This window comes from Roseovarius conchicola, from assembly GCF_041403425.1.
GTDB classification, from domain to species: Bacteria; Pseudomonadota; Alphaproteobacteria; order Rhodobacterales; family Rhodobacteraceae; genus Roseovarius; species Roseovarius conchicola.
In genome coordinates, this window is record NZ_JBGEHK010000009.1 from 1 (window position 1) to 26618 (window position 26618).

A 26618-nucleotide genomic window follows, 5' to 3' on the forward strand; every position below is an offset into this window, starting at 1 on the left:
TCGCCGTGGCTCTTACGTGTTCCGGGTTTCTGTCTCATCTCCACTCCTTGGTGGTTACGATGGGCCAGAAACCCTCCCTTATCAAATCGCCCTAAACTGTCCCATCGACGCTGACGTCAGACAGTACTAAACAACTGGTCGAGACGGCCAACCGCTTCTGCATCCAGTCCCGTCCTAATGACCTTCCCGCCTTTAGTGGCAATGACATCAATGACGTGATCTGACGGAAGCTGTCGCAGCATGATAAAGAGGGCGGATTGTCCCGGCTGCAGCATCTCAGCTGTATCGGTCATGAACTTGTCGCCAATCCCATAGTCCGACACGGCATTTGAGAGCGCTATCACCCCGGCACCAACGGCTGCGCCGAGCACTGGGTGTGCAAACATCGCACCGTACAACAACCCAATGAGGCTTCCTCCTTTGGTATTGACCGTCCATTGGTTGACCAACTGGTCTAATTTGACATGACCGTCCGCATCCACAGTAGCAATGACAGCATCTGCCACATCCGCTTGATGATCTGTTTTCAACTGGATCAGCCGTTTTCGAGCGGTGTAGGCCTCTTTTTCGCTTTGATACTCAACGACAATCAACTCTGACACACCTTGGCTCCACTGTAATTCGCTGCATATGCAGCCTTTGTGACTGTTTTCCTTCAAAACAGCATTGACGATCAATGCGGATCCTACTCTTCTTAGTGCTAAACCTAAACACAGCAAGGAGTTAGGGGGCTAAGTACCACGAAAATGGACAATGGCTGTGGCCAGCTTTGTGGCGGCCACAGTGCTATCAGGTAAGGCTTTACTGGATATCGCCCTGCTCGGGCACCGCATCGATTGAGAACTCGCGAAGAATAACTGAGTCTTCGATGGCCTTTAGTTCGAGATTTGCATCAAAATAATCACCATCGATGATGTTGCCGATCGCATCATCAAGATTGGTAATCGTTTCATCATAGGGCAACAAGGCTGCTGCTACTTGAACTTCGATTTCCGCCAACCGCAGCACTTCGACTGCTTCATCCGGTTCAGCAGACTCGAAGAGCCCATAGGCCTTTTGAAGGGCAAGCTTGTTCTCTTCGGTTGCATCGAATGCTTCGGTCAGACTCATCGACATATCAAACGGGAGATAGTTGGTTTTTGAGTCAACTTCGATGAAGTCGCGCATCATCAATGATGTCAGATCGGACTCCGCGTCCACAAGGTTTGTCCGGGCATTTTCCAACGCATCCTTTGCTTCTTCAATTTTGTTGTTAAAGAGCGCGATGCGCGCGGTATGCACACCAGTCAAGGTCGCAAGTGCCTCATCTGCTGTCTCGAGCATTTCGTCTTGGGTTGGATACTCTTGAGCCTGTTCGGCAAAAGCCGCGGTCGACAGGCTTAAGCCTAGGCCAAGCGAAGTTGCCAGTACTGCATTCTTGAGGGTTGATTGAGATTTCATAAGTGTCTCCTTTGCTAAAGAAAATCGAAGGTATCGATTCATGCTCAAGCTTTAGGCAAAGGTGCATTCTTTGGTTGTTAGAGAACTAACAGGTGTTTTCAGAAAGCGAGCCTGGTCTCGAATTCGTGATCTTGCGGTTGTTTCTGAGTACAGCGTCGGACGACAACGGCATCGCGAAGCCAAGTCAGTCGACGAGCTAGATTTCTAGGTGATCTTCATGGCGCTGTTCAGATACGAACACTGCCATAACCGCACTGATGATGAGGCAAATCGGTATAGTCAGCAAAGCCATCCCAAACGCACCGCCGCTCATATCGATCAATGTTCCAACGAGCGGCTGGAAAATCAGCGCCCCTCCGATCCCGATCATGTTCACGAACGCTATGACCGTGCCGCTGACCGCTTTGGGATGCCCTTCTTTGGCCATCGCAAATGTCAGCATCTGTGCCCCACCGAAGAGCCCTCCGAGGAATAGCATGGCTGAGATGAAAACCACGGATGAACTGTTACTGTAAACGGCGGCGCTGTATGCTAAAGCTGCCAAGATCACGTTGGACACAACAATCCATTTTCGGTGCCCGATCTTGTCTGAAATCCATCCCGCAGCGATCGACCCGACAGCCATTCCCCAAAAAATCATGGAAATCGCGGTTTCTGCTTTGACAGAGGTCAGGCCGTGATCGGCCGTCAGTTCCGCTTTCCCCCAAAGCCCACCAAAGACGTTCACGGGCATGTAGTAAAGCGCACCCAGCACAGCAATCCACCAAACGCGTTTGTCGGAAACTACGAGGCGCAGCGGGGTCATTAAGGACTGCGTGTCATCAGATTGATCCTGCCCATCGCGCAGGAAGACAACGGCCAACAGAAACAAGACAAAGCCAGCCGCGGATGTTGCAAAGAAAACCGGACGCCATCCAGAGTGATCAATCACACTGGTCAGCGCGACAGCACCAATTGCAGTGCCGAGCATGCCCAAAGCGTTCACCGCTCCTGATAAGACCGCAAACCGCGAAGGCACAAACCAGTGGTTTACAACGTATAACCCGCTGACGAACCCGAAGGACGCTCCGAGGCCGGTCAAAAAACGTCCCAGACCTGCCAAGATCGGATCATTACTCCATGCGAAAAGCGCGACACCCAATGAAAGGACCAGGATAGCCGGCACTACGAATCGGCGTGGGCCATATCGATCCAGAACAAGGCCAACGACAAGTTGCATCGGCGCGTAGATCCAAAAGAAGATGCTGGAAAGCGTGCCAAAGCCCCCATTGCTAAGGCCAAACCAAATCGCGATATCGTCAGACGCCAACGAGGGCTCAATCCGGGCTACAAATTCGAACAGAAAAAACAATGAGACGATCGTGAACGCCAACCAGGCTCCAGGGCGATTACCGGATCTATTCGTCATGGATCAGCTACCCGGTATCTCAACGCCCAACTCACTGAGCAGTTGATAATATGCAAGGATAGTAAGTGTCCCCAGTGCCGCGACAGCAACCACCTTGAAAACGAACCCGTGTTTATGATGCTTCACACGCTCATGGTGGCCGGTGACGTCCATCATCTCATCGCCAAACCAGATCGACAATCCTGTGCCAATGGCCGACAAAGCGAGAATAGACCAAAACGGCCAAGGCTGGGTGAGAATGGCATGCAGCAGGCGTGTTAAGGCACTGTCGTCATAGGCGGTCGGCGCGACTATGATTGCAACCACGTTAATGACGATTGCCACCCCCCAAACAACGACCTGGGTCCAGATCATGCGCGTCCCGAACAACAACCTGACAGGGAACGCTACGATAAACCCGCCATCTGCGACGGGCGTGCACAGCACAAAGAAGCTCCATGATAGAACAGCCAACCACGCACCGGTCGCCGCATCAAACTTCCAACTCATATATGCAAAATAGGCTATCAGCAGCCCGACCAAAATCAAAAAACGCCACAGACTTTCCTGATGGGTTCGGTGTTGAAGTTTCAACGACATCTTGTTCGTTCGTTCCTCTTGTGGGGCAAAAATCTTGCGTAACCTGTTAGCTTCACTACAGCATTGAACGAACTGAAATACTATGGCTTTTCCGTCTGTTATTCTTATACAAACGGAAGAATGATGTTCCATAGCCCATTGGTTTCGAAGAGCTTCGAGATCAAACAGCGACATAACATGAAAGACCAAGACATGTCCGAAGCCGCAAAGTTGCACGATCGCTTGGATGCTCTAGCGAAACAGCTCGCCGGAGCTCGCGAAAAACTCTCATTCAAGAAGAACCTCAAAGACGGCCATCACCTCAGCAGCGGTGAAATGAAGGCGCGATATGCTTTTCTGAAGTCGGAGATCGATGGTGAAATTTCCGATTTGGAAGCACATGGGCATCACGTGAATGCGCTAGAGCAAGATGTCATGACATGGCTGAAGGCAGTAGACATCGACAGTTAATCTGTAACTCGCCTACCCAACCAAAAGACAAGAGATCAAAATGACACTCGAAGGAATATTGAGTCCATGCGAGGGCGGGGAAGTTGGCGTGAATGTGCACGGGTCGAGTAAGATCGAAACGGTGGTTTTGAAGGAAGTGGGCTCAGATCACTTCACGATCTTTGACGATGCGGATGAAACGACTTACATTTTTCCGTTTTCTCAGGTCGTCCACATCGCGGTAAATCCAAAAGGCGTATCGGAAGGGCGTTTCCTCTTCCGCATGAAAACGAAATGTAAGCTCTTCATCAAACTGAGCCCGGCGATCGAATTCGTTCCGGGTTAGGCCCTAGAAGGTAAGCGCTCGTTGACCCTGCCCTAACGGTGCAATGAGTTAATTATCCGTTATCGAATGATTTGGAACACGAGCGTTTGATTGGTTTACGAGGATCAGGCTCGTTGTTGTCTCAATCTATGCCGCGTTCTGCCGATGCAGCAAGCGGCGTTTCTGGATTGTCTTGATCTCCATTCTGCGTCTTAGGATGGTTTCGGCCCGGCCGAAGTGGACATCGGCGGGTGTCATGTTGCCGAGGCTCTCGTGATAGCGGTGATGATTGTAGTGATCGATGAAGTCGCCGATTGCCTGCTCAAGTGCCCCGGGCAGGTAGTAGTTTTCAAGCAGGATGCGGTTCTTCAGGGTTTGGTGCCATCGCTCGATCTTGCCTCGTAGTGCCGGCTTGGTGTCGCCTGATTGCCAGCTTTCGAGATAGGATTTGCGCACCATGGGGTAGTCAATACGGGTCTTGTCATACGTCCGATTCACAATGCCAAAACTGAGCATTTCAGTCGGTTGCGCATCTAACTCCGGGTCGCTGTTGATCCCTACAATCTGTCCATCTCGGACAACCGCCTCAAAAGGTCCGTAGTGACTCGCATGAAAAATCCGACCTGAAAAGGAATTCGGATCAATGTTGCCCAATGCCGTCGAACTGTAGAGACCACCCACGCCAAACATCGCGGCACTCCCCGCGAGGAAATTGCGACGGTTGATTTTAAACGTACGCATTTTGGCCATCTTAAAGCTAGGTGGTCAGTTGGGTCGGGGATTCCAGTACTGCTGAGCGTCGCCAGTTCTTTTCGTTTGAAGCGGCCCGGAGAACGTCTGAAACGACGAAATGATCTTAGCTCTTAATCCAAGCCTTGGCCGCATCTTCTTCCTCTAATTGGAACACCATCAATTCCATTGGCATCAAGGGACCCAAAACATTAGCCCCACGGCGCAGCCATTCGACGTCCGTGACAAGTGCGCATTTTGAAAAACTGAGCGGATGTTTGAGCCCCAGCTGCAAATCATCCCAAGCCGCGCCAAGGCTGTAGGATTCGAACTCACTCCCGAGCTTACAAAACAGCTTGAGTTTGTCGTGCTCCTTCAGCTTCTCTTCGATCAGCGGAACAAGCATTTCATCGTAGTCATGGCCAGTTATCTCGCCAACGGCCTCTACCGCGACTACATCGCGTGGAAAGCCATCAAGCACGTGGAATGCACCGGTTGACTCCTCGGTTGTATTTGCCCATTCGACAGCCTTGTCGAAGTCGTCTTCATGGAAATGCCTCAGCTTTGCGCCAACGAAGTGATCGACAAGTCTTGGCAAGACACCAAAGACAGCGCTGTCGCTAACGAGCGCCACTTTCTTGATCAGCTTTTGATGATCATGCACCAATTCCATATGATCCGCGAACGCACCAAGGCTCGCCCAATGTGGCGCGGTCTCGCAACTGATGACCAGGTTTGGCACATGATCGTTCTCATTGACAAATCCATCCAAGCTATCCTTGAGCGTCGCGATCATATCCTTGTTTAGCGCTTCATTGATGTTCACAAGCAGAACGTTTTCGCCCTTGGTGATCGAAATCGGGTCCATCTTAGTAGCTCCTTCAGTGGGTACCTGGTGTTTCAAATGTGCGGGCCTCCAGGCCAAGTACCACGAATCCAATGCCTTCAAAAACGAAGGCCACCCCAACCAGAAAGCCCAATGCCCACGCGGCAGTTCCCGGAAGGCCAGACAGCAAAAGCACACCGATGAGAATTGAGCAGGCCGCGCTGATAATCCCCCAAACCCGTGATTTCTTGTTCTTCAGACGCATGCTGAACATGGCAGTAGCGAAACCATCCGCAAGCAGCACGAGTGCCACAACCACCAAGAGCGATACAAGGGCGGCCGTGGGATGGAACAACAAGAAAACCCCACCAAGGAAGTAGACAAACCCTCCCAGGAATTGCCACCAGCCGTCGCCGGCCTTACCCGCGCCCCAACCAATGACAATCTGAAGAATGCCTGCGATGGCCAGACCCATCGAGATCAGAACTTCGATTGTCAGACTAGCCACGAAAAGTTGCAGGGGGCTTGTGAGAATGAAGGTACCAAACACCAAAAGAACGACACCCAAAGCGGTGATCCACCCCCAATTTCTGTGCACCCGTTGGAGAATTTTTTCTTCGGAGCTAATCATGTTCGGTTCTTCCGCCTTTTCGTCGGTTATGGCGCGAGGGCTGAAAGCAATCTGTTAGCTGGCGAACACTTTGGATTGATTTCTATGTTTAGTATCGATTTCAATGCGTTGAGTTAACGGACGAGAAGACCCGCACAGCGAGGGAAACATATGGATTTTTGGCACTTCTCACATAGTGAGTGGTTCGATGTTTTAGACGAGAACGCCAAACGCATCTTGAACGAAAGTGCTACCGAGCACCATTTCGCGCGACGTGCACCTGTCTTTTCACCAACGCCCAATCCGGAATCGGCTTACCTGCTTCTCACGGGATTGGTTTCGTTGTTTCGCATCACACGCGACGGCGATCAACTTACGATGGGCTTTGTCAGGCCAGGTCAACTGTTTGGCGAGCTGCCCATACTGGGGGAGTTGGGCAGAGAGACATTTGCGACAGCGCTCGAACCTTGTTCTGCGCTAAGCATTCCTCGCGTCACATTGCTCAAGATTATTCGGCAGTGCCAACCTGCATCGCTCTTCATCACCAAAACGATAGCGGAGGAATCCATCCGATTTCAAAGACGCATCGAGACGCTGGTGTTCCGAAGTGTCAGATCACGACTTGCAAACGTCCTCTTAGAAATGGTGGAGGACTTCGGGAAACCCAAGGGTGACGAATACCAGGTGCCCGTTCGTTTGACCCAGACGGAGTTCGCACAGCTCGTGGGGGCGTCGAGGCCGTCTGTGAATATCGCGCTGAATGAACTTCAAAAAGACGGGGCGATATTATTGGAGAAGTCAGGAATGAGAGTAGTTGACTTCAACCACTTGGCATCCGTTGCCCATGACGACCTACCTCGTAATTCCCGCAGGGCATCTCAAGGTTGACCCGCCATGTCAATCTTGCGAAATTCTGGCTAAAGCGCTTCTGGCTTTGGTTAAAACGGTAATATCTGTGCAGTCTGATGCCGTCGACCTCCAAACCATCGCCTCGATGGAGGCAAATAGATGACATTCCCCAGCTTCAGAGGTTTCTTGATCATCGCGATGCGGCGATAATGTGTCTTTCCATGAACCCGATCCAAGAATGATCGATGAACCAAATATTGGTCGAACCCATCAATAAGCAGTTTGCTTTCAGCAATCTGCCGCCTGAGCTTACGACGCAGCGTCGCGATTTCATTTGCCGAAACCACGCAATTTGCTCTGCTTTCTACGCTGCAATTTGTCACGCTAAAATGCTCCCACAGTAAAATTGCATTCCGAATTGGTAGCTGCTTTAGCTTAGAACTTCTGTTTGATGGCTAACAATTCGTTCGCCAAATTGGTCGTTCAGTGATCTTAGACGATTGGGCGAACTGACAATCGACTTGGCGGCTCAGTTTTGTCCGCTCCATTCTGGTTCCGCCAGTACGCAGCGAAAGGGTGGTATAAATTTCGCACCTCAGATCGGCTTTCAATGACCGCTCTGGTGATGCCCGCTGCGTCACAGCGAAATCCTTGCCGCGTTCGCGAACATTTTCTGCGTCAGCAATAGCGGCGTGAGCAAAAGGCGGCTAAGTCCCGCCCTACGACCCTCGATAGCGATACTTTGAACGGCTGGTTTCGATAAAACCGCGCTCAGGGGTCAATCTATCTGTCAAAAAAGGTCAATCAGATGCGTCATTCAGATTTTGGGTGACGAAAGATCAATGGGTTATCAGGCACCCAATGGTCAAACTATCTGGCACGGCACAAAAGGCTCTTTCCGTTTGGGTTTCACGCAACACCTGCTTTTCGCGGATGACGTTCTGGCGCAGACATGTTAGGTCACGCCCATGAGCAAGCTGCCCACGAAAGCCGACATCCTCGACTGGATTTCGCAGAACCCGACCCTCACTTCGAAACGCGATATCTCCAAGGCCTTTGGCATCAAGGGGGCGGATCGCATTGATCTGAAACGCCTGCTGAAAGAGCTTGAGGCCGAGGGGCATCTGGCGCGGCGCAAGAAAACCTATCGTGACCCTGACAAACTGCCCCCGGTCAGCGTGCTGCAAATCACCGGCCAGACGCCGGATGGCGAGCTGTGGTGCAAGCCGATGGAATGGCATGGCGAGGGGTCTGAGCCCAAGGTGCTGCTGATCCCCCGCGCCTCTGATCCGGCGCTGGGCGAGGGCGATCGCATTCTGGCCAGGCTGCAAGAGGTCAAGGGCGAGGCGCATCATTATGAGGCCAAGCTGATCCGCAGGATTGGCACCAATCCGCTGAAAATTCTTGGCATCTTTAGCAAACGCGCCGAAGGCGGGCGCATCCTGCCCATCGACAAGGGCAAGGATAAGGAATGGTCGGTACCCGCTGACGCCACCGGTGGTGCCAAGGATGGCGAACTGGTTGAGGCCGAACAATCCGGACCCAAGGGGCACCTTGGCCTGCCCCGCGCGCGGGTGGTGGACCGTCTGGGTGATCCGTCGGCCCCCAAGGCCGTATCGCTGATCGCCATTCATCAACACGGCATCCCCGATGATTTCCCGGATGAGGTGATTGCCGAGGCGGACAGCATGAAACCCGCTGGCCTCAAGGGTCGCGAAGACCTGCGCGAGATGCCACTGATCACCATCGACCCGGCCGATGCGCGTGATCATGACGACGCGGTCTATGCCCATGCCGATGATGACCCGAAGAACGACGGCGGGCATGTCATCTGGGTCGCCATTGCCGATGTGGCTTATTATGTGACCTCGGGTTCGGCGTTGGATGCCGAGGCCCGAAAGCGCGGCAATTCCAGTTACTTCCCGGATCGCGTGGTGCCGATGTTGCCCGACCGGCTGTCAGGTGATCTGTGTTCTCTGCATGAAGGCGTCCCGCGCGCTTGTATCGCTGTGCGCATGCAGATTGATGCCCATGGCGAAAAGATCAGCCATCGTTTTGTGCGCGGGTTGATGCGCTCGCCCGCCTCGCTGAATTATCAAGAGGTGCAGGCGGCGATGGATGGCAACGTCAATGACAAGGTTGCGCCGTTGCTTGAGGACGTGATCAAACCGCTTTACGCCGCCCATGCCGCCTTGACGGATGCGCGCCATCGTCGCCAACCGCTTGATCTGGACCTGCCGGAACGGAAGGTGCAGCTGAGCGACGAGGGCAAGGTGCTGAGTGTCAATTTCGCCGACCGGTTTGAGGCGCATAAGCTGATCGAGGAATGCATGGTGCTGGCCAATGTCGCCGCTGCCGAAACGTTGATAGCCCGTAAGTCCCCGCTGCTGTTCCGCGTGCACGAGGAACCGCCGCCCGAGAAGCTGGACAGCCTGCGCGAGGTAGCCGAGGCCGCCGGTCTGGTGCTGGCCAAGGGGCAGGCGCTGAAGACGCAGCACCTTAATCAACTGCTGAATGGCGCGCGTGATACGGATCATTCCGAGGTGGTCAACATGGCCACCCTGCGGGCGATGACCCAAGCCTATTACGCGCCCAGCAATTTCGGGCATTTTGGTCTGGCGCTGCAATCCTATGCGCATTTCACTTCGCCCATCCGACGCTATGCTGACCTGATCGTGCACCGTGCGCTGATCTCGGCGCATGACTGGGGCAGTGATGGTCTGTCGCCGCGCGATATCGAAGTCCTGCAAAGCACGGGAGAGCATATTTCCGACACCGAGCGGCGCTCGATGATGGCCGAACGGGACACCAATGATCGCTATCTGGCGGCCTTCTTGTCTGAACGGCTGGGGGATGAGTTTACAGGCCGGATCAGCGGCGTGGCCAAGTTCGGCGCCTTTGTGCGGTTGGATGAAACCGGCGCGGATGGGTTGATCCCGGTGCGCAGCCTTGGGCGCGAATTCTTCCATTTTGATCGGGACGCCGCAACGTTGATGGGAGCCGATACCGGCACCCTCATCGGATTGGGCCAGCGGGTGACGGTGAAACTGTCCGAAGCGGCCCCTGTGACAGGCGGCATCGCGCTGGAACTGGTTAGCCTTGATGGCAAGATGATGCCGCGCGGCGGGTCCGGCGGGCGCGGGAAATCGCCCCGGCGCAAGGCGGTCAAGCATAAGCGAAAATCGGACAAGACCAAACGCAAGGTGGCCCGCAAGCGGCGGTGAAGGCGTATTCCAGCCCGGAATCAAGGCCGAAGGCCGCCGGGCCATCGTCCACTGACCGAAAGTCGATTGCCCAGCAATCGACGCAAGGGGGGCCGCCCGCAAGGGCTGGCGATTTGGCTGAGTTAGGTGAACCACCCATTCCGTGTACGGACTTGGCTACTATAAAGTGATCCATAACACCCGTCAGATCGCCACCCCGCGGTCTGGCAAAGGCCCGGCTACCGTTTGTGGTAGCTCAACGCATGGCGGATCAGGTGTGACAAACGCTCGGGTTCAATGTCTTTGGGCGTATCAAACAGCACCGCCCGGTTGCCATCCAGCCTGTCCCAGCCCGGAAAAGCCGCGCCGTAGCTGCTGATGATCGTGCTTTGGCAATGGGCAAAAAGCGCAAACCGGGCGTCCTTATGGGGCCCTACACGCAAGGTTGATCCTTTGGGCGCCAGATAGGCAGGTTGGCCCCAACGCAAGGCTTCGGTCACATCATCGCCGCCGATCTCCAGGATCAGATCGCGCAGGGCAAGGGTGCCGGTGCGTGTGTCATCCGGATAGCTGTCGAACACGGGCGCAATATCGCGAGGAAGAGGACGGGTCATGCGCGCATCATGATACCTGATAGTGACATTATCTGTCAGCATGTGCGACGATAGTCTTCTGATGAGCCGAACCCACCGATTGTTCCAACTGATGCAGGCCCTGCGCCTGGCTGAACCACCCGCAACCGCCACCAAACTGGCGGATTCTTTGGATGTTTCGCCGCGCACGGTGTACCGCGATATCGACACGCTGCGCAGTCTGGGCGCTGTGATCGATGGTGAGGCTGGGTTTGGCTATACGCTGATCGAGGATGCCACCTTGCCGCCGCTGGGCTTTACCAGTGACGAGCTTGAGGCGCTGGTTCTGGGTCTGCGAGAAGTCGGGCAGGTGGGTGATGCGGCCTTGCGTGATGCCGCCGCAGCCGCGCTGGCCAAACTGCGCGCGCGTCTTCCTGCGGCACAGGCCCACCGGCTGGAACATGCAGTGCTGACCGCACGGCGGTTTTCGGCGATGCCTGAACCGGGAGTTGACGTCGCCCAATTGCGTCAGGCGACATGGGATGAACGCACGATCCGGTTTGACTATGCCGATGCCGAGGGGCGTGAAACCCAGCGCGATGTGGATCCATTGTCGATCATCTATATGCAGGCGTCGCACTGCCTGTTGGCATGGTGCCATCTGCGGCAGGATTTCCGCGCCTTCCGGTTGGACCGAATGCAGAATCTTGAGGACACGGGCGCATCGTTCCGGCCCCGCCGGGTGCCGCTGCTGCGCGACTACATGGCCCGCATCCGCGAAGAAGTGGCGCAACACGAGAGCCGGTAGAGGATTCGGCGCGGCATCTTTGCCGCCCTCCGGGCCGAAAGGTTTTGCTTTGCCCGTCGAATCCTATATTAGACGGCAGCTTATGGAAAAGACATCAGACACCCCTGCGCCGACCGCGCCGATCACACAGGATGTGATGACGATCCCCCGGAAGGTTCCGGACGGGCCGATCAACCTTGTGGGTCTGACACGCCCTGCCTTGCGTGAACTGCTGATCGCGCATGGCACGCCTGAGAAGCAGGCGAAAATGCGGGTAGGGCAGATCTGGCAATGGATTTATCAGTGGGGTGTGCGTGACTTTGCCGAGATGACGAACCTGTCAAAAGACTATCGCGCCGCATTGGCCGAAACCTTCGTGATTGCGGTGCCCGAGTTGGTCAGCAAACAGGTCAGCGCGGACGGCACCCGCAAATATCTTGTGCGCATTGCGGGCGGGCACGAGGTTGAGGTGGTCTATATCCCCGAGGCGGATCGCGGTACCTTGTGCATTTCCTCTCAGGTGGGCTGCACGCTGACCTGTTCCTTCTGTCACACCGGCACGCAGAAACTGGTGCGCAACCTGACAGCCGGTGAGATCATCGGACAGGTGATGGTGGCGCGGGACGATCTGGGCGAATGGCCTGAACGTGGCGCCCCCAAGGATGAGACCCGTCTGCTGAGCAACATCGTTCTGATGGGCATGGGCGAGCCGCTCTATAATTTCGACAACGTGCGCGACGCGATGAAGATCGCGATGGATGCCGAGGGCATTCAGCTCAGCCGCCGTCGCATCACCCTGTCCACTTCAGGTGTGGTGCCCGAGATCGCCAAGACGGCGGAGGAAATCGGCTGTCTTCTGGCGGTGTCGTTTCATGCCACCACGGATGAGGTCCGTGACCGGCTGGTGCCGATCAACAAGAAGTGGAATATCGAGGCGCTACTGGCCGCGCTGCGCGACTATCCTCGGCTTAGCAATTCCGAGCGGATCACCTTTGAGTATGTGATGCTGAAAGGCGTTAATGACACGGATGCCGATGCGCGGCGTCTGGTGCAACTGATCAAGGGCATTCCGGCCAAGGTCAATCTGATCCCTTTCAACGAATGGCCCGGTGCCCCTTACGAGCGCAGCGACCAGGCCCGGATCAGGAAATTCGCCGATATCATCTACAAGGCCGGCTATGCCAGCCCGATCCGCACGCCGCGTGGCGAGGATATCATGGCCGCCTGTGGTCAGCTGAAATCAGCCACCGAACGCGCCCGCAAATCCAAACGCCAGATTGAAGCCGAAGCGAAGCTTTAGGGTGTTGGACAGCTTATGTGGTTGTCTACTTTGAGCCCAGATTAATCATTGGCCATCATTATCAGAAGACTAAGCTTATTCGACAAGTTGCGTTGGGGTAGATGCATTGCAGTGGGAACCGATCTCTGAAGCTAATCTCTTGGACCGGATAAACCGCGATTGGGAGCGTATGACGCCACCCGAAAGGCACTTTTGGGAGACAATACGTATTGAACAGACTAAGTGGCAATGCTCACCTTGGAGTGACCCAGGCCAAGGATTCTGGGTGGTTGCCCTACTTGGCACTCTGGTTGTTTGGTACAACGACATAGAAGAAGGCTTCAATTGCTCAAGATACCAGACTTTTGGTGAATTCTCAGGCTACTTTTGTAATCAAGACGGGTTGGACGTTGTCGTCAAAGTTCTGAAGGGAAACCTAGATAATGGTTACACTACTCTTTGGCAGGCCGGGCCACCTCGTCCAGGGGAGTTCTGAGTTAGCAAGCTCTTAAATTCTGAACACCTCCTCTGTCCAACAGTATTTGCTTCGCATTGGGGGTCGAACTGCATTCGAATATGCTCTGCAGGTCGAGGCCTTGAGGGTCTTGAGTAGCTATTTTATCCGGCCACGACCAACCGATAGCCACAATCGCAGCTCTGTTGCTCAAGCAGATCGCCACACTGCTGGTCCCAAACGCCGCTGTTCAGGTCGGTCTCTAACCGCTCCAGCCCCGGTGTCAGATCGCCAATGGCCCAGAAGGGTGACATGACCGCCCGAACGCGTGGGTCAAGATAGGCTGCGGGACGCCGCCAATAGGCGCTGAGGAAGCCATCGGTGCAATCATGCGGGATGGGCACCGGTGTGATCTCAACCTCGCCCAGCCAATCGGCAAAGGCCGTCATCTGTGGCATCTGGCCTTCGTCCAGCGTGATCAGCTTGGGGAAGTAATCGGTCAGCCAGAATCCCCGGAAGGCCGGATCATAGGTGAGGATCACAACCGGTCCACGCGTTACCCGACGCATTTTGCGCAGGCCTGCAGCCTGATCGCTCCAGTGATGGATTGTCAGGACAGCCATAGCCGCATCAAAGCTATTGTCGTCAAAGGGCAGAGCCTCGGCCGTTCCCTGAATGACAGGGGCTGCATCCAGGGGGCGTTGTTTGATCATCTCGATCGAAGGTTCAACCGCTGTCACATCCCGATCCGCAGGCTCATACGATCCGGTTCCTGCTCCGACATTCAGGACGGTTTGGGCATCTCCCAGAGCGTCATAGATCGCTTTGGCAATCCGGGTATCAGGTTTGCGCAGGTCCGAATAGGTCAGGCCGATTGTGTCATATCTGGCAGGCAAATCAGGGCTCGTCGCGCATCAGGTCACGCATCGCGTGCATGACCTCTTCAGGGTGCGTGTACGCCAGCCCATGGCCCGCCCCTTCGATTACCTCGTGGCGCGCCGCGCGGTTCCATTCCGCCAGCTTGCCCATGCCGCCGATTGGGATCACGTCGTCGTCTTTGCCCCAGATGGCCAGAACAGGGACGCCCTCGCGACCGATTTCAGCGTGTTCCTCATGCAGATCTTCATCCAGCATGCCCCGAAGCGAGGCCAGGATGGAGGGGACAAAGCCCCGATAACTCAACTCGTGCAATTGCATATCGACGACATTGTCGATGGCGCTGGGCATACCACGTTCCGCCTCGGTGGCGGCGCGAAAACTGCGCGCGTAAAACGCGTATGTCAGCCAGGTGCCCAACCGTTTACGTTCTTTCACAACGCGGGCAATCGGGCCCAGATCGTGTCCCATCCCGGCGGATGCAAGCAGCACCATCTGACGCAGTTTTTCAGGATAAGTCGCGGCAAAAGCGGTGGCTATAGCTCCGCCCATGGAATAACCGAGAAGGGTGATGTCGTCTTCGATTTCCTGATCTTCCAGCAGATCAGCCAGTTGGGCAACGAAGAACGGGGCGTCCTGCGGACCCTTGGGCCGATCAGAATATCCGCGCCCGTAAAGGTCATAGACCAGCACGCGGAACCCAAGCCCCCCGAGACCGGCGGCAATCGGCCCCCAGACCCATGAGGGCGTGGTCAGCCCATGTACGCACACAGCCACCGGGCCACGCGCGGCCCCCAGCCAGCGGTAATGGGTGAGCCCGCGTGAGAGCTGTGCAAATTCACCGGGGGCAGAGCGCCGGGCCTCGGCATCCATTTCCGGTTTGCGCCGTTCGAGAAGGAAGGGCAGGGCGATGATCACCGCCAAAAGGATCAGGAAAAACCATCCCATTATGCGGCCCTCCACGCGTTCAGAATATAGCTGCTGGTCATCAGGTCCAGATGGGCACCGCCACCATTTTTGAACAGCGTTATCTCGTCTTCGTTTCGGCGCATGAACTTGTCTGGCTCGTAGTAATCCGCGAGCAGGTCATCGCGGTTGATTGCGCCGGTTTCCAGCGGGATTTTGATCTCGCCAATATGTCCCACGGTGGTGTCATAGCTGTCCACGAAGATACGGGCACGTTTCAAAGCCTCATTATCCACCTCGCGCATATCCGGTCGATAGGCCCCGATCAGATCGATATGTTGACCGGGGCGAAACCATGCGCCCTTGATCAGCGGTTCGGTCGACATGGTGGCCGAGGTGACGATGTCGGCGGCTTTGACGGAGGTCTCAAGGTCATCAGCCGCGGACAGGCCGGGACAATCTTCCACCATCGCCTCGGCATTGGCGCGGGTCCGGTTCCAGACACTGATGCGGGCCTTGGGGAAGGCGGCCGAATACGCCTGAAACAGGTTACGCCCCACGGTGCCGGCGCCGACGATCAGGATGGATTCGCTGTCCGGGCGGGCCAGTTGCGTGGCGGCGTAAAGACTGTCCCCGGCGGTTTTCCACTTGGTCACCAGATGGAAATCGACAATCGCCTCAAGCGTGCCGTCCTTGTCCGAGTAAAGGTTCACTGCGCCGTTGATCATCGGGTCGCCCTTTGCAGGATTGCCCGGGAAGATCGTGGCGGTTTTCACAGCCATGCCCATTCCGTCAATCCATGCGGCGCGCGACAGCACGGTGTCATCGCCACGATAGAGAAAGCTGTCGGCGATCTCTGCCTTGGGCAGTTGGTGCCCGGCGCGAAAGGCGGCGCATAAATCAAGCCAGTTCAGATTGGCCTCGCCCTCGGCAAAGGGGATCATCGTGATGCTCATTGCGCCTCGCTTGTGGTCAGTAACCCGTGGTCGGTCAAACATTGCGCCAAGCCTGCCGCTCCGTCAAACAGATGCGTCTGCCAGCCGCGGTCCCGCGCCGCCGCGATGTTCTCGGGACGATCGTCGGTGAACAACAACCCTTGCGGGGCGACGCCACTTTCGGCTTCCAAAGCTGCATAGATTGCCGAGTCAGGCTTGATCACCCCCATATGCCCGGAAATCCAGCGGTGATCGAATTCGTTCAGAAACGGATAGGCCGTCTTGGCGATTTCGAACGGTGCAATGCCAAAATTGCTGAGCGCAAAGACTGGTATCCGGCGCTGGCGCAGGGCACTCAGCAACCGGACGGAATAGTCTATCGCCGGGCTGGCCATCCGAAGCCAGTCATCACGCCACCAGCGGATCTCGGCTCTCCAGTCGGGATGGGTTGCGGCCAGTGCCTCGATCTCGGAGTGCAGATCGGCACCGCGGTCCACTTCCAGGTTGACCGCATGTAGATCGACCTCACCAAACAACGCCTTGCGGCGTACGGGTCCGATCCGCCCATCATAGAACCGTTCCGGGTTCCATTCGATCAGCACATTGCCGATATCGAAAACGACGGCCTGAACACTCATCGCCTTAACCGCGGTGTCTGGCCTTTCCGGCTTTCGCGCCAGACCAGATAAAGGCCCGATCCGATGATCAACGCGATCCCGGCCCAGGCGGAGGGGCCGGGGAAGGTGCCGAACACGGTAATGCCCCACATCACGGCCAGGGGCATCGCGACATATTCGATGGGCGCGATGAACCCTGCCTCGCTCAGCCGATAAGCCTGTGAGATGAAGTAACCGCCAAACACCCCGCTGACACCCAGCATGATCACGATCCACCAATCCCCCGCTGCTATCGGTCCCCAGGCGCGCAGCAGAAACTCAAGCGAGGCGTGATCGGTGCCGGAAAAGCGTCCATCGCCAAGGGCGAGCCCGAACCCGACCGAGGCGAAGAGAAAGGTGATCTGCATGTAAAGCACCATGGTCGCTGCGCTTTCTGTTCCGCCGATCTTGCGGGTCAGCGTGTGCAGCGTGGCGTAGAGCACTGCGGAGGTGAGCGGTAAAAGCGAGGCGACCTGAAACGCAGAGGTGCCGGGTTTGACGATCACCATCACGCCGATGAAGCCGATGGCAATTGCCAGCCAGCGACGCGGTCCGACGCGTTCACCCAGGAAGATGACCGAGAAGACGGTGATCACCGTAGGCGAGATAAAGAACACCGCAACTGCATCGGCAATCGGCATCGCGGCGAGCCCCAGAAACAGGCACATATTGGCCATGACCACACACAGACCACGCGCCAGATGAATACCGGGGCGGCGGGTCCGAAACACAGTGAGGCCGCCGTAAAACGGCATGATGAAGATGGCAAACGTGGTCAGCCCGACCAGTGCGCGGAACAGCACCACCTGGTGCAGCGCATAGCTGTCGGAGAGAAATTTGAAGCCCACATCATTCAGGGAAAAGCACAGCACCGCCACAAAAGCGCATAACGCGCCGCGCAGGTTGGTACTGGCGATAGTCATCTGCTGGCCGCGCGAATTTCGCGCTCCAGCGCCTCTAGAAAGCGTGAGCGATCTGTCTTGGTAAACCCCTTGCCACCGCCCTGTCGGAACGGATCAGCGGCGCGGATATCGGCCATCAGATCGCGGGTAGCGAGGATATTGCCGATGTTTGCCTGTGTTAGCGCCTCACCATTATGTTTGAGAACGCGCGCGCCCGCCTCGACGCATTTCGCGGCCAGAGGGATGTCGCCGGTGATCACCACGTCGCCCATACCTGCTCGGTCCGCAATCCACATATCGGCCACATCCGGTCCATCGGGCACGATCACCGTTTCAACGAGTGGGTTTTGCGAGGGGCGCAAGCCGCCATTCGAGACGATGAACATCTTAAGGCGATGACGGGTGCCGACGCGTTCGACCTCTTCCTTCACAGGGCAGGCATCGGCATCGACATAGATCGCAGTCACTCTGCGGCCTTTTTGGATTTTGTTGGCTTCACCTTGTATTCCTCGGGGATCGGCATGCGGTTGAATGCATCCAACCCGGCGATTTTGTAAGCCTCGGCCAGCGTCGGATAGTTGAACGTGTTCTTCACGAAGTAATCCACCGTGCCTTTCAGGTTCAGCACCGCCTGCGCGATATGGATCAACTCGGTTGCACCTTCGCCAACGATCTGCACACCCAGCACCCGGCGGGTCTTGAGCGAGAACAGCATCTTCAGCATGCCGTGCTCCAGCCCCATAATATGCCCGCGACTGGTCTCGCGGAACCGTGCGATGCCGACCTCGTAAGGGATGCCACGTTCCTGCATTTCTTCCTCGGACATGCCACAGGTCGAAATCTCGGGGACCGAATAGATGCCATAGGGGAACCACGGGCTTTCCGCCAAAGTGGGCGTGTCAAGCGCATGACAGGCGGCGACGCGGCCCTGTTGAACCGAGGTGGAGGCAAGGCTGGGATGCCCGATGACATCCCCGGCGGCATAGATGTTTGGCACGGTGGTCTGATAGCTCTTGCGATCCACGTCGATACGGCCACGATGGTCGGTTTCAATGCCAACCGCTTCAAGGTTCAGCTTGTCTGTGGCACCCATCCGCCCGGCAGCAAACAGCAGCATCTCGGCCCGTACATGGCGACCATTGCCCATGCTGACCTCGATATGTTGGCCCATGTCGTCGATCTTCTCAATCGCCGACCCAAGCCGCAGATCAACCCCGTTTTCGCGGATCTGGTGGGTGAATTCGCGGATCGTGGTCTGGTCGATGAAATCGAGGAAACTGTCGCGCGGTTCGATCAGGGTGATGCGCACATCCAGCGCCGAGAACATGGTGGCGTATTCAACCCCGATCACGCCTGCGCCGACGACAACAAGGCTGCGTGGGATCGTGGCCAGTTCCAGAAACTCGTCACTGTCCACGACAGTCTGACCATTGAAGGGCACGTAATCGGGGCGATAGGTCTTGGTGCCGGTGGAAATCAGGAACTTGTCGGCGGTCAGGGTGGTGACATCACCCGCCTCGGTGGCCACTTCGATGGTGTTGGCATCAACGAAACTGGCGAAGCCATTCAGCGTTTCCACATGATTGCGATTGAACTGGTGTTCGAGAATATCAACCTCGTAATCCAGCGTCTTGTGCAACCGCGCCTTGAGGTCCTGCGCCTCGATATCGTCTTTCACGCGGTAAGAACGGCCGTAAAAACTGCGTTCGCGCCAGCCCGACAGGTTCAGCACGGTTTCCCGCAATGTTTTGGACGGGATCGTGCCGGTATGCACTGAAACCCCACCCAGGCGGTCCTTGCGGTCCACCACCAGAACCCGGCGTTTCAGTTTGCCGGCCTGAATGGCGGCGGCGCGTCCGGCAGGGCCCGACCCGATGATGATCAGATCATAATCATAAGGATTGCTCATCGGTTTATCCTGCGTAGAGGGCCTCGGCATGGAAGGCGATATGTTCTTCCATGAAGGTCGAGACAAAGAAATAGCTGTGATCATACCCCGGTTGCAGGCGCAACGTGGCTTGTTGACGGCGTGCATTGACGGCGGCGGCGAAGGCTTCGGGTTTCAGAAGGTCGATGAACTGATCATTTGTTCCGGTGTCGGTCAGGATTGGACCGTTGAAGCCCAGATCGCGCATCAGCAGGGTGGCATCATGCCCCGCCCAATTGCTTTCGTCTTCACCCAGATAGGCGGTCAGCTGTTTGCGGCCCCAATCGCTGGCAGTGGGGTTCACGATGGGGGCAAATGCCGACACCGAGGCAAAGCGCCCCGGCAGGCCCATCGCCAATGTCAGCGCACCATGCCCGCCCATCGAATGGCCGGTGATCGCCTGACGTTCCTCATCCACTGCGAAATTGCCGGTGATAATGCGGGGCAGTTCATCGGCCACGTAATCCCACATGCGGAAATGCGGTTTCCACGGGTCTTGCGTGGCGTTGACGTAAAAGCCCGCGCCCTTGCCCAGATCATAGGCCTCGTCATCGGCCACATCCTCACCGCGCGGCGAGGTGTCGGGGAAGACCAGCGCGATGCCCTGTTCGGCAGCCCAGCTTTGTGCGCCCGCTTTGACCATGGCGTTTTCATGGGTACAGGTCAGGCCCGACAGATACCACAGCACCGGCACCGGGCCATCCTTGGCCTCGGCGGGCAGGAACAGCCCGAATGTCATGTCACAGGCGCAGGCGTCGGATTCATGCGAGTACACCCCCTGCACACCGCCGAAACAGGCGTTTTCCGATACGGTTTCCATATGTGGGGTCTCCCTTAGCTTAGTTGCCGAATGTGAGAGATGTCTAGCAGCGCAACGTTCTGAACGAAACGTAAATTCGCGACCAGAATGCAGGTCGCCGCGCGCACGTCTTGGTTGTGTCAATGGTTTGCCCAACTCCTGACCTATTGGGGTGCCATAACGCGGGAACTGGCGGAAAGGGGTGATCCCGTGTTGCGTTTAATCATACTTCTTGTTCTGGCGCCGGCTGCTGGGGCAGCTGAGCAACCAATCATCAACGAGCGGCTTTGCGAGTCGTCTGAGCCAGTCTGGTCCGTACAATCAGGTGCTGATGAGGCCGTTGGCGAAACACTGAAGATAGCCTGTGTTCCAGCTACTAATCTGCGTCAGCGGATTGGGAGAATCGCCGGGGAAGAACCAGTGCACATGTGCGAAATTAAGCCTCTCGATGAGTGGGCTGATCTGCCTGTTTCATATTAGTGGTGTCGACCGATGCGCCGTATTCTTCAACAACTGTTCACCTCACTTTTGTTGATTGGTCTGACGACTGCCGCATGGGCTGAATCGTCTGAAATCATCAGCGAAGACGATCTGCGCGAGGCAGCCTATGCGGGGCAGGTGGACCGCGTCGAAGCTGCTTTTGTCGAAGCGCAGGCTGCGTTTGAGAGCGGCGACATACCTGCAGATGACATGCGCGCGCTAGTCATGGTGTTGACTGTGTCGCACCCGAAAATGACCGAACTGACAGATGAATGGTTGCGCCTTTATCCGGAATCGCCGTTCGCGCATGTCGTTCAGGCGTGGCTCTATAATGACATTGCCTGGAACATTCGTGGCCCCAATATCATCCGCAAATCTTATCCTGATGCGATCAATGGGTTTTATGCCTGGCACCGCGAAGCGCTGGCGCATGCCGCGTACGCCTATGAAAGGGCACCGCGGCTGATCCCGGCATCTGATGCCATGATCAAGTTTGCGAACGGGGCGGGCAGCGACATTGAAGCATTCGGGATTCTTAAACAGGTGATGAGTACCGATCCCAATATGGGTACTCTACGGCGCGCACTCTGGCTGACTGCCGAGGGCTGGGGTGGTTCAGTCAAACAGGCTGAGCGCATGTGTCAGACCTATGCACCCGGCTTGGGTGGTGCCTTAGATCCCGTTACCCAGTGTCTTCTATATGCCTGGAGCGAACACCACAATTGGTCGATGCAGGGATGGGCGCGCAGTGTTGTGGCGGATAGCGATGATCCCAATCTTGCCTATTACAGGATGTATGGGTTGATGTTCTTCTGGGGTGTGCATAATCGTAAAGATGCGGAATTTGCGTTCCGATACCTCAGTCGAAAAGATATCATCTGGTCAAAGGCGGCCGAGACCTTTGATTTGAACATCTCGGAACGATATGGATACCCTTTCCTGTATGAGGCTCATCTCCGTAAACGTATTGCCTTCACCCGCGAGGCGCTTGAACTGGATCCCTATAATCCAGACCTGATCGCCAAACTTAATATCCGGATCGTCCCAGATGTTCATCGCAACAGTTTGGGCGAGCCCATGAAAAAGGAGGACTGGGCCCTCAGCCCCGAAGATAAAAAGGAGATGGTGCGCCGACAGCTTGTTGCGTCTCCCTATGAGTCTGGCCACTGGTGGAGAATGTCAGAGATTTTGTGGCATGAGCTTGCGCCCGATGAACTGCTGAGCGTGGATCCCTATCTGATCAATACCGTTGTCTATTCCAACCACAGCATGTGGGAGCTGAAACGGTTGATGCAGAAGAAGAAAGACCAACTCGAACTGACGCAAGAGACTGCCTATGGCGAACTTGGCGGATACACACTCACTCAGGACGTGGACAATGATATCATCTGCCCATTGATCCGGGCGCAGCGCCTTTATGAGAAGGTCTGCCTGGCCACGAAGGATGAGCATTCAAGCAGTTGTGAATACTCCAAATACTATCAGGCTGATCTGGATGCGATCTGGGCTGATGCTGTAGAGAGGCAAATATGCACTAAGGAGCGGTTTTCACCTGTATCGTGGCTCTATTATGAGCCGGTGCCGGTTGAAAATCCTGGCGATTTGGGTGGTTAACGCCGTTATTGCGCCCGAAACGCGAGCCGTTCGGTTGCATCAGGTGTCGGCGTCACGGTAGATCGACATGATTTCACCCAGGGGCTTTTTCTGCTTGGCGACAGCTGGGACGGTTGCGGTTTCGCCGGCATGTCCGACCGCAAGAATCATCACCGGCTTTTCATTTTCCGGCCGGTTACACAGGCCGTTTAGGAATTTCATCGGGTTGGGTGTGTGGGTCAGGCAGACAAGGCCTGCCTTGTGCAGCGCCGTGATCAGAATACCCGTGGCGATGCCGACGCTTTCGGGGACGTAGTAATGCTTGCGCCGTGTGCCGTCGGCGGCAAGCCCGTAGCGCTGGGCGAAGATCACGATCAGCCAGGGCGCGTCGGTCAGATGTGGTTTGTCGGCACCGGTGCCGATGGGTTCCAGCGCGGCCAACCATTCATCGCCGCCTCCGCCATCATAGAACTTCTCTTCTTCGGCTTCGGCAGCCTCGCGAATACGGGCTTTCATCGTCGGATCGCTGATCGCGGAGAAATGCCAGGGCTGTTGATTGGCACCGCTCGGGGCTGTGCCCGCGGCGGCGATGCAGGTGGCAATCACGGCTTCGGGGATGGGCCGTGTGCTGTAATCTCGTACGCTATGGCGCCGCCGCATGAGGTCGAGGAAAGACTGCGCCTCGGCCAGTGCGTCGTCGTCGCTCAGGTTGCGCCGGTCAGGCAGAGGCAGCGGAGTGTACTTAGGCGCATCGCTCATCATTGCTATCCTGCATAAAGCCCATTGGCCCAGCCGATTACCAGCGACACGGTCAGCACCGCCAACGTCGTCGAGATCAGGATCGAAGCCGAGACACGTTGCGGTGCAACCCCGTAATGCTGCGCCAGGATATAGACATTCCCCGCGACGGGCAGGGCGGCGGCGGCGATCATCACGGCGGCAGCGTAAGGCTCCACCGGAAAGAAGAACAACGCCGAGATCGCGACGAAGGCCGGGTGCAGCACCAGTTTGCAAAAGCTGAGCCACCCCGCCACGAAGGGGCGCTCTGCCGATTTGCTGGCCAGAGACGCGCCAATGGCAAACAGCGCGCCGGGTGTTGCTGCGCCGCCAAGGATCGACAGGAAATCGTTCATCGTGTCGGGGATCGGGATCGCCAGCGCCGACCATGTCAGGCCCAGAGAGATCGACACAATCATCGGGTTCTTGAGCAGGCCCAGACCGACGGTGCGCAATATCCCGATGCTCATCCGGCCATCGCGCGACCCGGTTACAAGGATCACGATCAGCGACCCAAAAACGATCAGATCCACCGCCAGAACCAGCATGACCGGCACAATCGCACCTTCGCCCATCAGCATGACCAGCATCGGAATTCCCAGAAAGCCGACATTGCCGATCACCGCGCATTGCGCCTCGATCGCGGCTTCCTCAACCGAAATCTGCCGGGCCATCGCCACCATCGTAGCCAGTAAGTAAACAAATCCGGTGCCCCAGAGATAGGCAGCGATAAAGCGCCAATCGACCACCTCGGCTAGGGACAGGTTGGCAGAAAATCGGAACAACATGGCCGAGAGGGCAAAGTAGAAGACGAATCTGGTGAGGTAAGCCGTGGCCTCTTCGCTGAAAAACCCTGTGCGGCCTGCGCCATAGCCGAGGCCGATGATCAGGAAGAATGGCAGGGTTTGCAGAAAGATCGCCAGCATGCGCCTTTGGTAGCAGAGCGCGAGGAGAGGTCAATCGCTATGGGTTTGCGATTCTGCGCCCCGTTTGCGGACACGCAGATTTTTCGCGCGAAAATCTCAGCTTAGCCGGACCCGATAAGAATACCGGCAGCCAGCACCAACGCCCCTCCCAGTACCACTTGCAAGGCAGCCCGGAAGAAGGGTGTCTCCATATACTTGTTCTGAATCCATGCGATGGCCCAGAGTTCAAAAAACACGACGATGATGGCGATGACCGTGGCAGTCCAGAAATCGGTGATCAGATAGGGCAATGCGTGGCCAAGACCGCCCAACGTGGTCATTACCCCGCTGGCAAATCCGCGTTTGATCGGGCTGCCACGCCCCGAAAGCTGCCCGTCATCACTGGCCGCTTCGGTAAAGCCCATCGAGATGCCCGCGCCGACCGAAGCCGCGAGCCCCACAAGGAACGTCGTCCAGGTGTCTTGCGTGGCGAAGGCGACCGCAAAGATCGGGGCCAGGGTGCTGACCGAGCCATCCATCAACCCCGCCAAACCCGGCTGCACCCATGTCAGCAGAAACTGGCGTCTGGCGGTGCGCTCTTCAGCGGCCTTGGCATCGTCATCAAGATACTCTGCTTCAAGTTGCCCGGCACGCGTTTGGTGCCCAGCCTCGGCTGCGGCCAGCGTGCCCAGCAACTTGCGTGTCGCGGCATCCTTCGTGTTTTGCGCCGCCCTAAGGTAAAACGCAGCAGCGTCGCGTTCCATTGCTTCGGCTTCGGCGCGCATCCGTTCAACCCCGAGATTTTCGATCAGCCAGATGGGACGGCGGGCGTAATACCCGGCCACATGCTCGCGCCGGATAAGCGGGATCACATCGCCGAACCGTTCGCGATGCAGGTCGATCAGCGCCTGGCGATGCTCGTCTTCCTCAACCGCCATGCCATCGAACATTTGGGCTGTGTCGGGATAGTCGACGCGTAGTTTCTCGGCGTAACTGCGATAGATGCGCGCGTCATCCTCTTCTGACGAGATGGCCAGCGCCAGCACGTCCTGTTCACTGAGGTCGGAAAAGCGACGCCGGTTGCGATATCCAAGGTTCATTCTTGCATCCATAGATTAGAATGATTCTAATCTAGCAGAATGAAGGCATTCTTCAATCCCCGCTTCCGGAACCTCACTCGCTCAGCGCACAGATATCACTAAGGCCCAATGCATGCAGGGTTTTGACAATCGTGTCATTGGAGATCTCGGCCCAAGGAGCAGCATCCTGAACAAAGCCATGGGCAAGCAGCACCTGCTGCAGCCGGGCAAAGTCATGCTGCGCGAACGAAACACCACGATAGGCCTTGTGATGTTCGGGCTTTGGCGCCCATTCACGCCGGATCGTGTCGAGGATCAGAGGTTTGGTCTGACAGAAACTTTCGATCTGGGTGATGATGCTTTCAGTCCAGTAAGAGCGCCGGAGAAGATATGCTATCTGCCGGTTCTTGAGGCCAAGATGCGCATAGAAATGTGCGGCGGAGCCATCCGTGATGATGATTTTTTGGGCCGCTTTGTAGCGCGCGATCTGGGTCGAAATGTCATGCTGTTCGGGATAGAAAACTTCGTACCCCTCGGCCCGCAGGTAGTCGGCGAAACTGTCTTCGCCAAAGATGCCGCCGCTGCCAAGGCCAAGGGCCGCGCGGGACACAAACAGTTTGTCGGGCCCCTCTGGTGCGATGTTCTGACCCAGTCGTTTGTGAAATGCGGCGCGCATTGCGGGCGTGCCAGCTGCGATGGGGCCAAGGCCAAAGCCCTGACCGGGGATGATCAGTTCATCGACGCGGGTGGGGCCCGAGAGGACCTTGATGGGGATGTCGATTCCGAAGGCCTCAAGATACTGTTGCTGATACCCGCGCAGATGGGTGCCTTGCCCCTTGCGTTTGGGAACATAAATGATCCCGTCCAACGTGCCGTCGATTTGATCCAGCGCCCAGAGCCGGGCGCTGCTTTCCACAAGAAAATGTCCGAAATGTTTGAACAGCAGGCCGGCCCACATCCACCGACCCGGCAGTTGGTCTGGCGTGGCTTCTGGTACGGGCGGGGCGTGGGTCAGGGCCTGTCCGTTGCGCCATGTGGCCCCCTGATCACAATGCTCGCCATCGGAATTCAACACGCCTGCTGCCTGACGAAACCCGTTGGTCGTGGGGGGGATGATGGTGGCGTTTCGCTCAACAGCGATCTCGCCCGACCATCCTTGATCTGGCAATGGAGGGGCCGCTGGGTCCAAGTCTTTCATTCTGACGGTTTCGCCTGTCCCGGAGGCTTGCGTTGCGCCCCCATAAAGGTAGAGTTCGCGCAGATCATACCCAAGCTCGGCGATGTAAGGAAGTT

26 protein-coding genes and 2 pseudogenes are annotated in these 26618 nt (G+C 56.6%); 7 read left to right on the plus strand and 21 right to left on the minus strand.

What is annotated here, in order from left to right; all coding sequences use genetic code 11:
- Nucleotides 1-116: 116 nt before the first annotated feature.
- The 4 genes from V6N02_RS18915 to V6N02_RS18930 all read right to left on the minus strand — a co-directional run bounded on the left by V6N02_RS18915 (nt 117) and on the right by V6N02_RS18930 (nt 3427).
- Nucleotides 117-677, minus strand: a complete 561-nt coding sequence (locus tag V6N02_RS18915) for a DUF1269 domain-containing protein (RefSeq protein WP_371228201.1) — start codon at nt 675-677, stop codon at nt 117-119.
- 124 nt (nt 678-801) lie between these two features.
- Entirely contained in the window at nt 802-1440 is a 639-nt protein-coding gene (locus V6N02_RS18920; RefSeq protein WP_371228203.1) for a YfdX family protein, read from the minus strand.
- Nucleotides 1441-1636: 196 nt separating this feature from the next.
- Nucleotides 1637-2812 (minus strand): MFS transporter, encoded by a 1176-nt coding sequence (locus V6N02_RS18925; protein ID WP_371228204.1) that lies wholly within the window; start codon nt 2810-2812, stop codon nt 1637-1639.
- 39 nt (nt 2813-2851) lie between these two features.
- Complete coding sequence (locus tag V6N02_RS18930) at nt 2852-3427, minus strand: hypothetical protein (RefSeq protein WP_371228206.1); 576 nt, start codon at nt 3425-3427, stop codon at nt 2852-2854.
- Nucleotides 3428-3604: 177 nt separating this feature from the next.
- Between V6N02_RS18930 and V6N02_RS18935 the strand changes: the two genes are divergently transcribed.
- On the plus strand, nt 3605-3877 hold the full coding sequence (locus V6N02_RS18935; RefSeq protein WP_371228208.1) for a 3-ketoacyl-ACP reductase: 273 nt from the start codon (nt 3605-3607) through the stop codon (nt 3875-3877).
- A 40-nt stretch (nt 3878-3917) separates the two neighbouring features.
- Nucleotides 3918-4202, plus strand: a complete 285-nt coding sequence (locus tag V6N02_RS18940) for a hypothetical protein (protein ID WP_371228210.1) — start codon at nt 3918-3920, stop codon at nt 4200-4202.
- 126 nt (nt 4203-4328) lie between these two features.
- Here V6N02_RS18940 and V6N02_RS18945 read toward each other — a convergent pair.
- From V6N02_RS18945 to V6N02_RS18960, 4 genes and pseudogenes are all read right to left on the minus strand, one after another.
- Nucleotides 4329-4592, minus strand: a pseudogene (locus V6N02_RS18945) (integrase core domain-containing protein); the annotation flags it as partial.
- Between the two features lie 84 nt (nt 4593-4676).
- A pseudogene (locus V6N02_RS18950) lies at nt 4677-4931 on the minus strand (twin-arginine translocation signal domain-containing protein); the annotation flags it as partial.
- Between the two features lie 106 nt (nt 4932-5037).
- Nucleotides 5038-5778, minus strand: coding sequence for a SpoIIAA family protein (locus tag V6N02_RS18955; protein WP_371228212.1), 741 nt, complete (start codon nt 5776-5778; stop codon nt 5038-5040).
- Nucleotides 5779-5791: 13 nt separating this feature from the next.
- Complete coding sequence (locus V6N02_RS18960; protein WP_371228214.1) at nt 5792-6367, minus strand: HdeD family acid-resistance protein; 576 nt, start codon at nt 6365-6367, stop codon at nt 5792-5794.
- Between the two features lie 150 nt (nt 6368-6517).
- Here V6N02_RS18960 and V6N02_RS18965 point away from each other — a divergent pair, with 150 nt between their 5' ends.
- Together V6N02_RS18965 and rnr are read left to right on the plus strand one after the other, a co-directional pair.
- Nucleotides 6518-7234, plus strand: a complete 717-nt coding sequence (locus tag V6N02_RS18965) for a Crp/Fnr family transcriptional regulator (RefSeq protein ID WP_371228216.1) — start codon at nt 6518-6520, stop codon at nt 7232-7234.
- Between the two features lie 929 nt (nt 7235-8163).
- On the plus strand, nt 8164-10419 hold the full coding sequence (gene rnr, locus V6N02_RS18970; RefSeq protein WP_371228218.1) for a ribonuclease R: 2256 nt from the start codon (nt 8164-8166) through the stop codon (nt 10417-10419).
- Between the two features lie 218 nt (nt 10420-10637).
- Here the strand turns inward: rnr and V6N02_RS18975 are convergent, their stop codons facing one another.
- Nucleotides 10638-11012, minus strand: coding sequence for a DUF1801 domain-containing protein (locus V6N02_RS18975; RefSeq protein ID WP_371228220.1), 375 nt, complete (start codon nt 11010-11012; stop codon nt 10638-10640).
- Between the two features lie 61 nt (nt 11013-11073).
- On the opposite strand from V6N02_RS18975, the gene V6N02_RS18980 reads away from it, so the two are divergent.
- Nucleotides 11074-11778: a helix-turn-helix transcriptional regulator gene (locus tag V6N02_RS18980; protein ID WP_371228222.1), complete on the plus strand. Its 705-nt coding sequence runs from the start codon at nt 11074-11076 to the stop codon at nt 11776-11778.
- Between the two features lie 82 nt (nt 11779-11860).
- Nucleotides 11861-13057, plus strand: a complete 1197-nt coding sequence (gene rlmN / locus V6N02_RS18985) for a dual-specificity RNA methyltransferase RlmN (protein ID WP_371228224.1) — start codon at nt 11861-11863, stop codon at nt 13055-13057.
- 597 nt (nt 13058-13654) lie between these two features.
- On the opposite strand, the gene V6N02_RS18990 is transcribed toward rlmN, so the two are convergent.
- The 8 genes from V6N02_RS18990 to fghA are packed head-to-tail and all read right to left on the minus strand — an operon-like array spanning nt 13655 to nt 20512.
- Entirely contained in the window at nt 13655-14386 is a 732-nt protein-coding gene (locus V6N02_RS18990; RefSeq protein WP_371228226.1) for a class I SAM-dependent methyltransferase, read from the minus strand.
- A gap of 1 nt (nt 14387) precedes the next feature.
- The gene (locus V6N02_RS18995) at nt 14388-15314 is read right to left on the minus strand and encodes an alpha/beta fold hydrolase (protein ID WP_371228228.1); all 927 of its coding nucleotides are present in this window, start codon (nt 15312-15314) and stop codon (nt 14388-14390) included.
- Nucleotides 15314-16228 (minus strand): ornithine cyclodeaminase family protein, encoded by a 915-nt coding sequence (locus V6N02_RS19000; protein ID WP_371228230.1) that lies wholly within the window; start codon nt 16226-16228, stop codon nt 15314-15316. The genes V6N02_RS18995 and V6N02_RS19000 overlap by 1 nt, the downstream gene beginning before the upstream one ends.
- Nucleotides 16225-16845, minus strand: a complete 621-nt coding sequence (locus V6N02_RS19005; RefSeq protein ID WP_371228232.1) for an HAD family hydrolase — start codon at nt 16843-16845, stop codon at nt 16225-16227. The genes V6N02_RS19000 and V6N02_RS19005 overlap by 4 nt, the downstream gene beginning before the upstream one ends.
- Entirely contained in the window at nt 16842-17786 is a 945-nt protein-coding gene (locus V6N02_RS19010) for a DMT family transporter (protein WP_371228234.1), read from the minus strand. The genes V6N02_RS19005 and V6N02_RS19010 overlap by 4 nt, the downstream gene beginning before the upstream one ends.
- Complete coding sequence (locus tag V6N02_RS19015; RefSeq protein ID WP_371228236.1) at nt 17783-18232, minus strand: YaiI/YqxD family protein; 450 nt, start codon at nt 18230-18232, stop codon at nt 17783-17785. The genes V6N02_RS19010 and V6N02_RS19015 overlap by 4 nt, the downstream gene beginning before the upstream one ends.
- Nucleotides 18229-19674, minus strand: coding sequence for a Si-specific NAD(P)(+) transhydrogenase (gene sthA, locus V6N02_RS19020; RefSeq protein ID WP_371228238.1), 1446 nt, complete (start codon nt 19672-19674; stop codon nt 18229-18231). The genes V6N02_RS19015 and sthA overlap by 4 nt, the downstream gene beginning before the upstream one ends.
- A 4-nt stretch (nt 19675-19678) precedes the next feature.
- Nucleotides 19679-20512, minus strand: a complete 834-nt coding sequence (gene fghA / locus V6N02_RS19025; protein ID WP_371228240.1) for an S-formylglutathione hydrolase — start codon at nt 20510-20512, stop codon at nt 19679-19681.
- Nucleotides 20513-20983: 471 nt separating this feature from the next.
- Here fghA and V6N02_RS19030 point away from each other — a divergent pair, with 471 nt between their 5' ends.
- A complete protein-coding gene (locus tag V6N02_RS19030; RefSeq protein ID WP_371228242.1) occupies nt 20984-22585 on the plus strand; it encodes a hypothetical protein in 1602 nt (533 codons plus the stop codon).
- A 39-nt stretch (nt 22586-22624) separates the two neighbouring features.
- Here the strand turns inward: V6N02_RS19030 and V6N02_RS19035 are convergent, their stop codons facing one another.
- The 4 genes from V6N02_RS19035 to V6N02_RS19050 all read right to left on the minus strand — a co-directional run bounded on the left by V6N02_RS19035 (nt 22625) and on the right by V6N02_RS19050 (nt 26493).
- Nucleotides 22625-23326, minus strand: coding sequence for a nitroreductase family protein (locus V6N02_RS19035; RefSeq protein WP_371228244.1), 702 nt, complete (start codon nt 23324-23326; stop codon nt 22625-22627).
- Nucleotides 23327-23328: 2 nt separating this feature from the next.
- Entirely contained in the window at nt 23329-24267 is a 939-nt protein-coding gene (locus V6N02_RS19040; RefSeq protein ID WP_371228246.1) for an AEC family transporter, read from the minus strand.
- A 101-nt stretch (nt 24268-24368) separates the two neighbouring features.
- Complete coding sequence (gene mbfA, locus V6N02_RS19045; RefSeq protein WP_371228248.1) at nt 24369-25346, minus strand: iron exporter MbfA; 978 nt, start codon at nt 25344-25346, stop codon at nt 24369-24371.
- Nucleotides 25347-25419: 73 nt separating this feature from the next.
- A complete protein-coding gene (locus tag V6N02_RS19050) occupies nt 25420-26493 on the minus strand; it encodes a glycosyltransferase 61 family protein (protein WP_371228250.1) in 1074 nt (357 codons plus the stop codon).
- Nucleotides 26494-26618: the final 125 nt, after the last annotated feature.

Bases quoted from the DNA above. Each gene is read 5' to 3' on its own strand.
- V6N02_RS18920 (WP_371228203.1), bottom strand. From the start codon at position 1,440: ATGAAATCTCAATCAACCCTCAAGAATGCAGTACTGGCAACTTCGCTT.
- V6N02_RS19035 (WP_371228244.1), bottom strand. From the start codon at position 23,326: ATGATGAGCGATGCGCCTAAGTACACTCCGCTGCCTCTGCCTGACCGG.
- rnr (WP_371228218.1), top strand. From the start codon at position 8,164: ATGAGCAAGCTGCCCACGAAAGCCGACATCCTCGACTGGATTTCGCAG.
- V6N02_RS19005 (WP_371228232.1), bottom strand. From the start codon at position 16,845: ATGAGTGTTCAGGCCGTCGTTTTCGATATCGGCAATGTGCTGATCGAA.
- mbfA (WP_371228248.1), bottom strand. From the start codon at position 25,346: ATGAACCTTGGATATCGCAACCGGCGTCGCTTTTCCGACCTCAGTGAA.
- sthA (WP_371228238.1), bottom strand. From the start codon at position 19,674: ATGAGCAATCCTTATGATTATGATCTGATCATCATCGGGTCGGGCCCT.
- rlmN (WP_371228224.1), top strand. From the start codon at position 11,861: ATGGAAAAGACATCAGACACCCCTGCGCCGACCGCGCCGATCACACAG.
- V6N02_RS19040 (WP_371228246.1), bottom strand. From the start codon at position 24,267: ATGCTGGCGATCTTTCTGCAAACCCTGCCATTCTTCCTGATCATCGGC.
- V6N02_RS19010 (WP_371228234.1), bottom strand. From the start codon at position 17,786: ATGACTATCGCCAGTACCAACCTGCGCGGCGCGTTATGCGCTTTTGTG.
- V6N02_RS18965 (WP_371228216.1), top strand. From the start codon at position 6,518: ATGGATTTTTGGCACTTCTCACATAGTGAGTGGTTCGATGTTTTAGAC.
- V6N02_RS18995 (WP_371228228.1), bottom strand. From the start codon at position 15,314: ATGGGATGGTTTTTCCTGATCCTTTTGGCGGTGATCATCGCCCTGCCC.
- V6N02_RS18935 (WP_371228208.1), top strand. From the start codon at position 3,605: ATGAAAGACCAAGACATGTCCGAAGCCGCAAAGTTGCACGATCGCTTG.
- V6N02_RS18955 (WP_371228212.1), bottom strand. From the start codon at position 5,778: ATGGACCCGATTTCGATCACCAAGGGCGAAAACGTTCTGCTTGTGAAC.
- V6N02_RS18980 (WP_371228222.1), top strand. From the start codon at position 11,074: ATGAGCCGAACCCACCGATTGTTCCAACTGATGCAGGCCCTGCGCCTG.
- V6N02_RS18975 (WP_371228220.1), bottom strand. From the start codon at position 11,012: ATGACCCGTCCTCTTCCTCGCGATATTGCGCCCGTGTTCGACAGCTAT.
- fghA (WP_371228240.1), bottom strand. From the start codon at position 20,512: ATGGAAACCGTATCGGAAAACGCCTGTTTCGGCGGTGTGCAGGGGGTG.
- V6N02_RS18940 (WP_371228210.1), top strand. From the start codon at position 3,918: ATGACACTCGAAGGAATATTGAGTCCATGCGAGGGCGGGGAAGTTGGC.
- V6N02_RS19000 (WP_371228230.1), bottom strand. From the start codon at position 16,228: ATGAGCATCACGATGATCCCCTTTGCCGAGGGCGAGGCCAATCTGAAC.
- V6N02_RS18960 (WP_371228214.1), bottom strand. From the start codon at position 6,367: ATGATTAGCTCCGAAGAAAAAATTCTCCAACGGGTGCACAGAAATTGG.
- V6N02_RS18930 (WP_371228206.1), bottom strand. From the start codon at position 3,427: ATGTCGTTGAAACTTCAACACCGAACCCATCAGGAAAGTCTGTGGCGT.
- V6N02_RS19030 (WP_371228242.1), top strand. From the start codon at position 20,984: ATGCGCCGTATTCTTCAACAACTGTTCACCTCACTTTTGTTGATTGGT.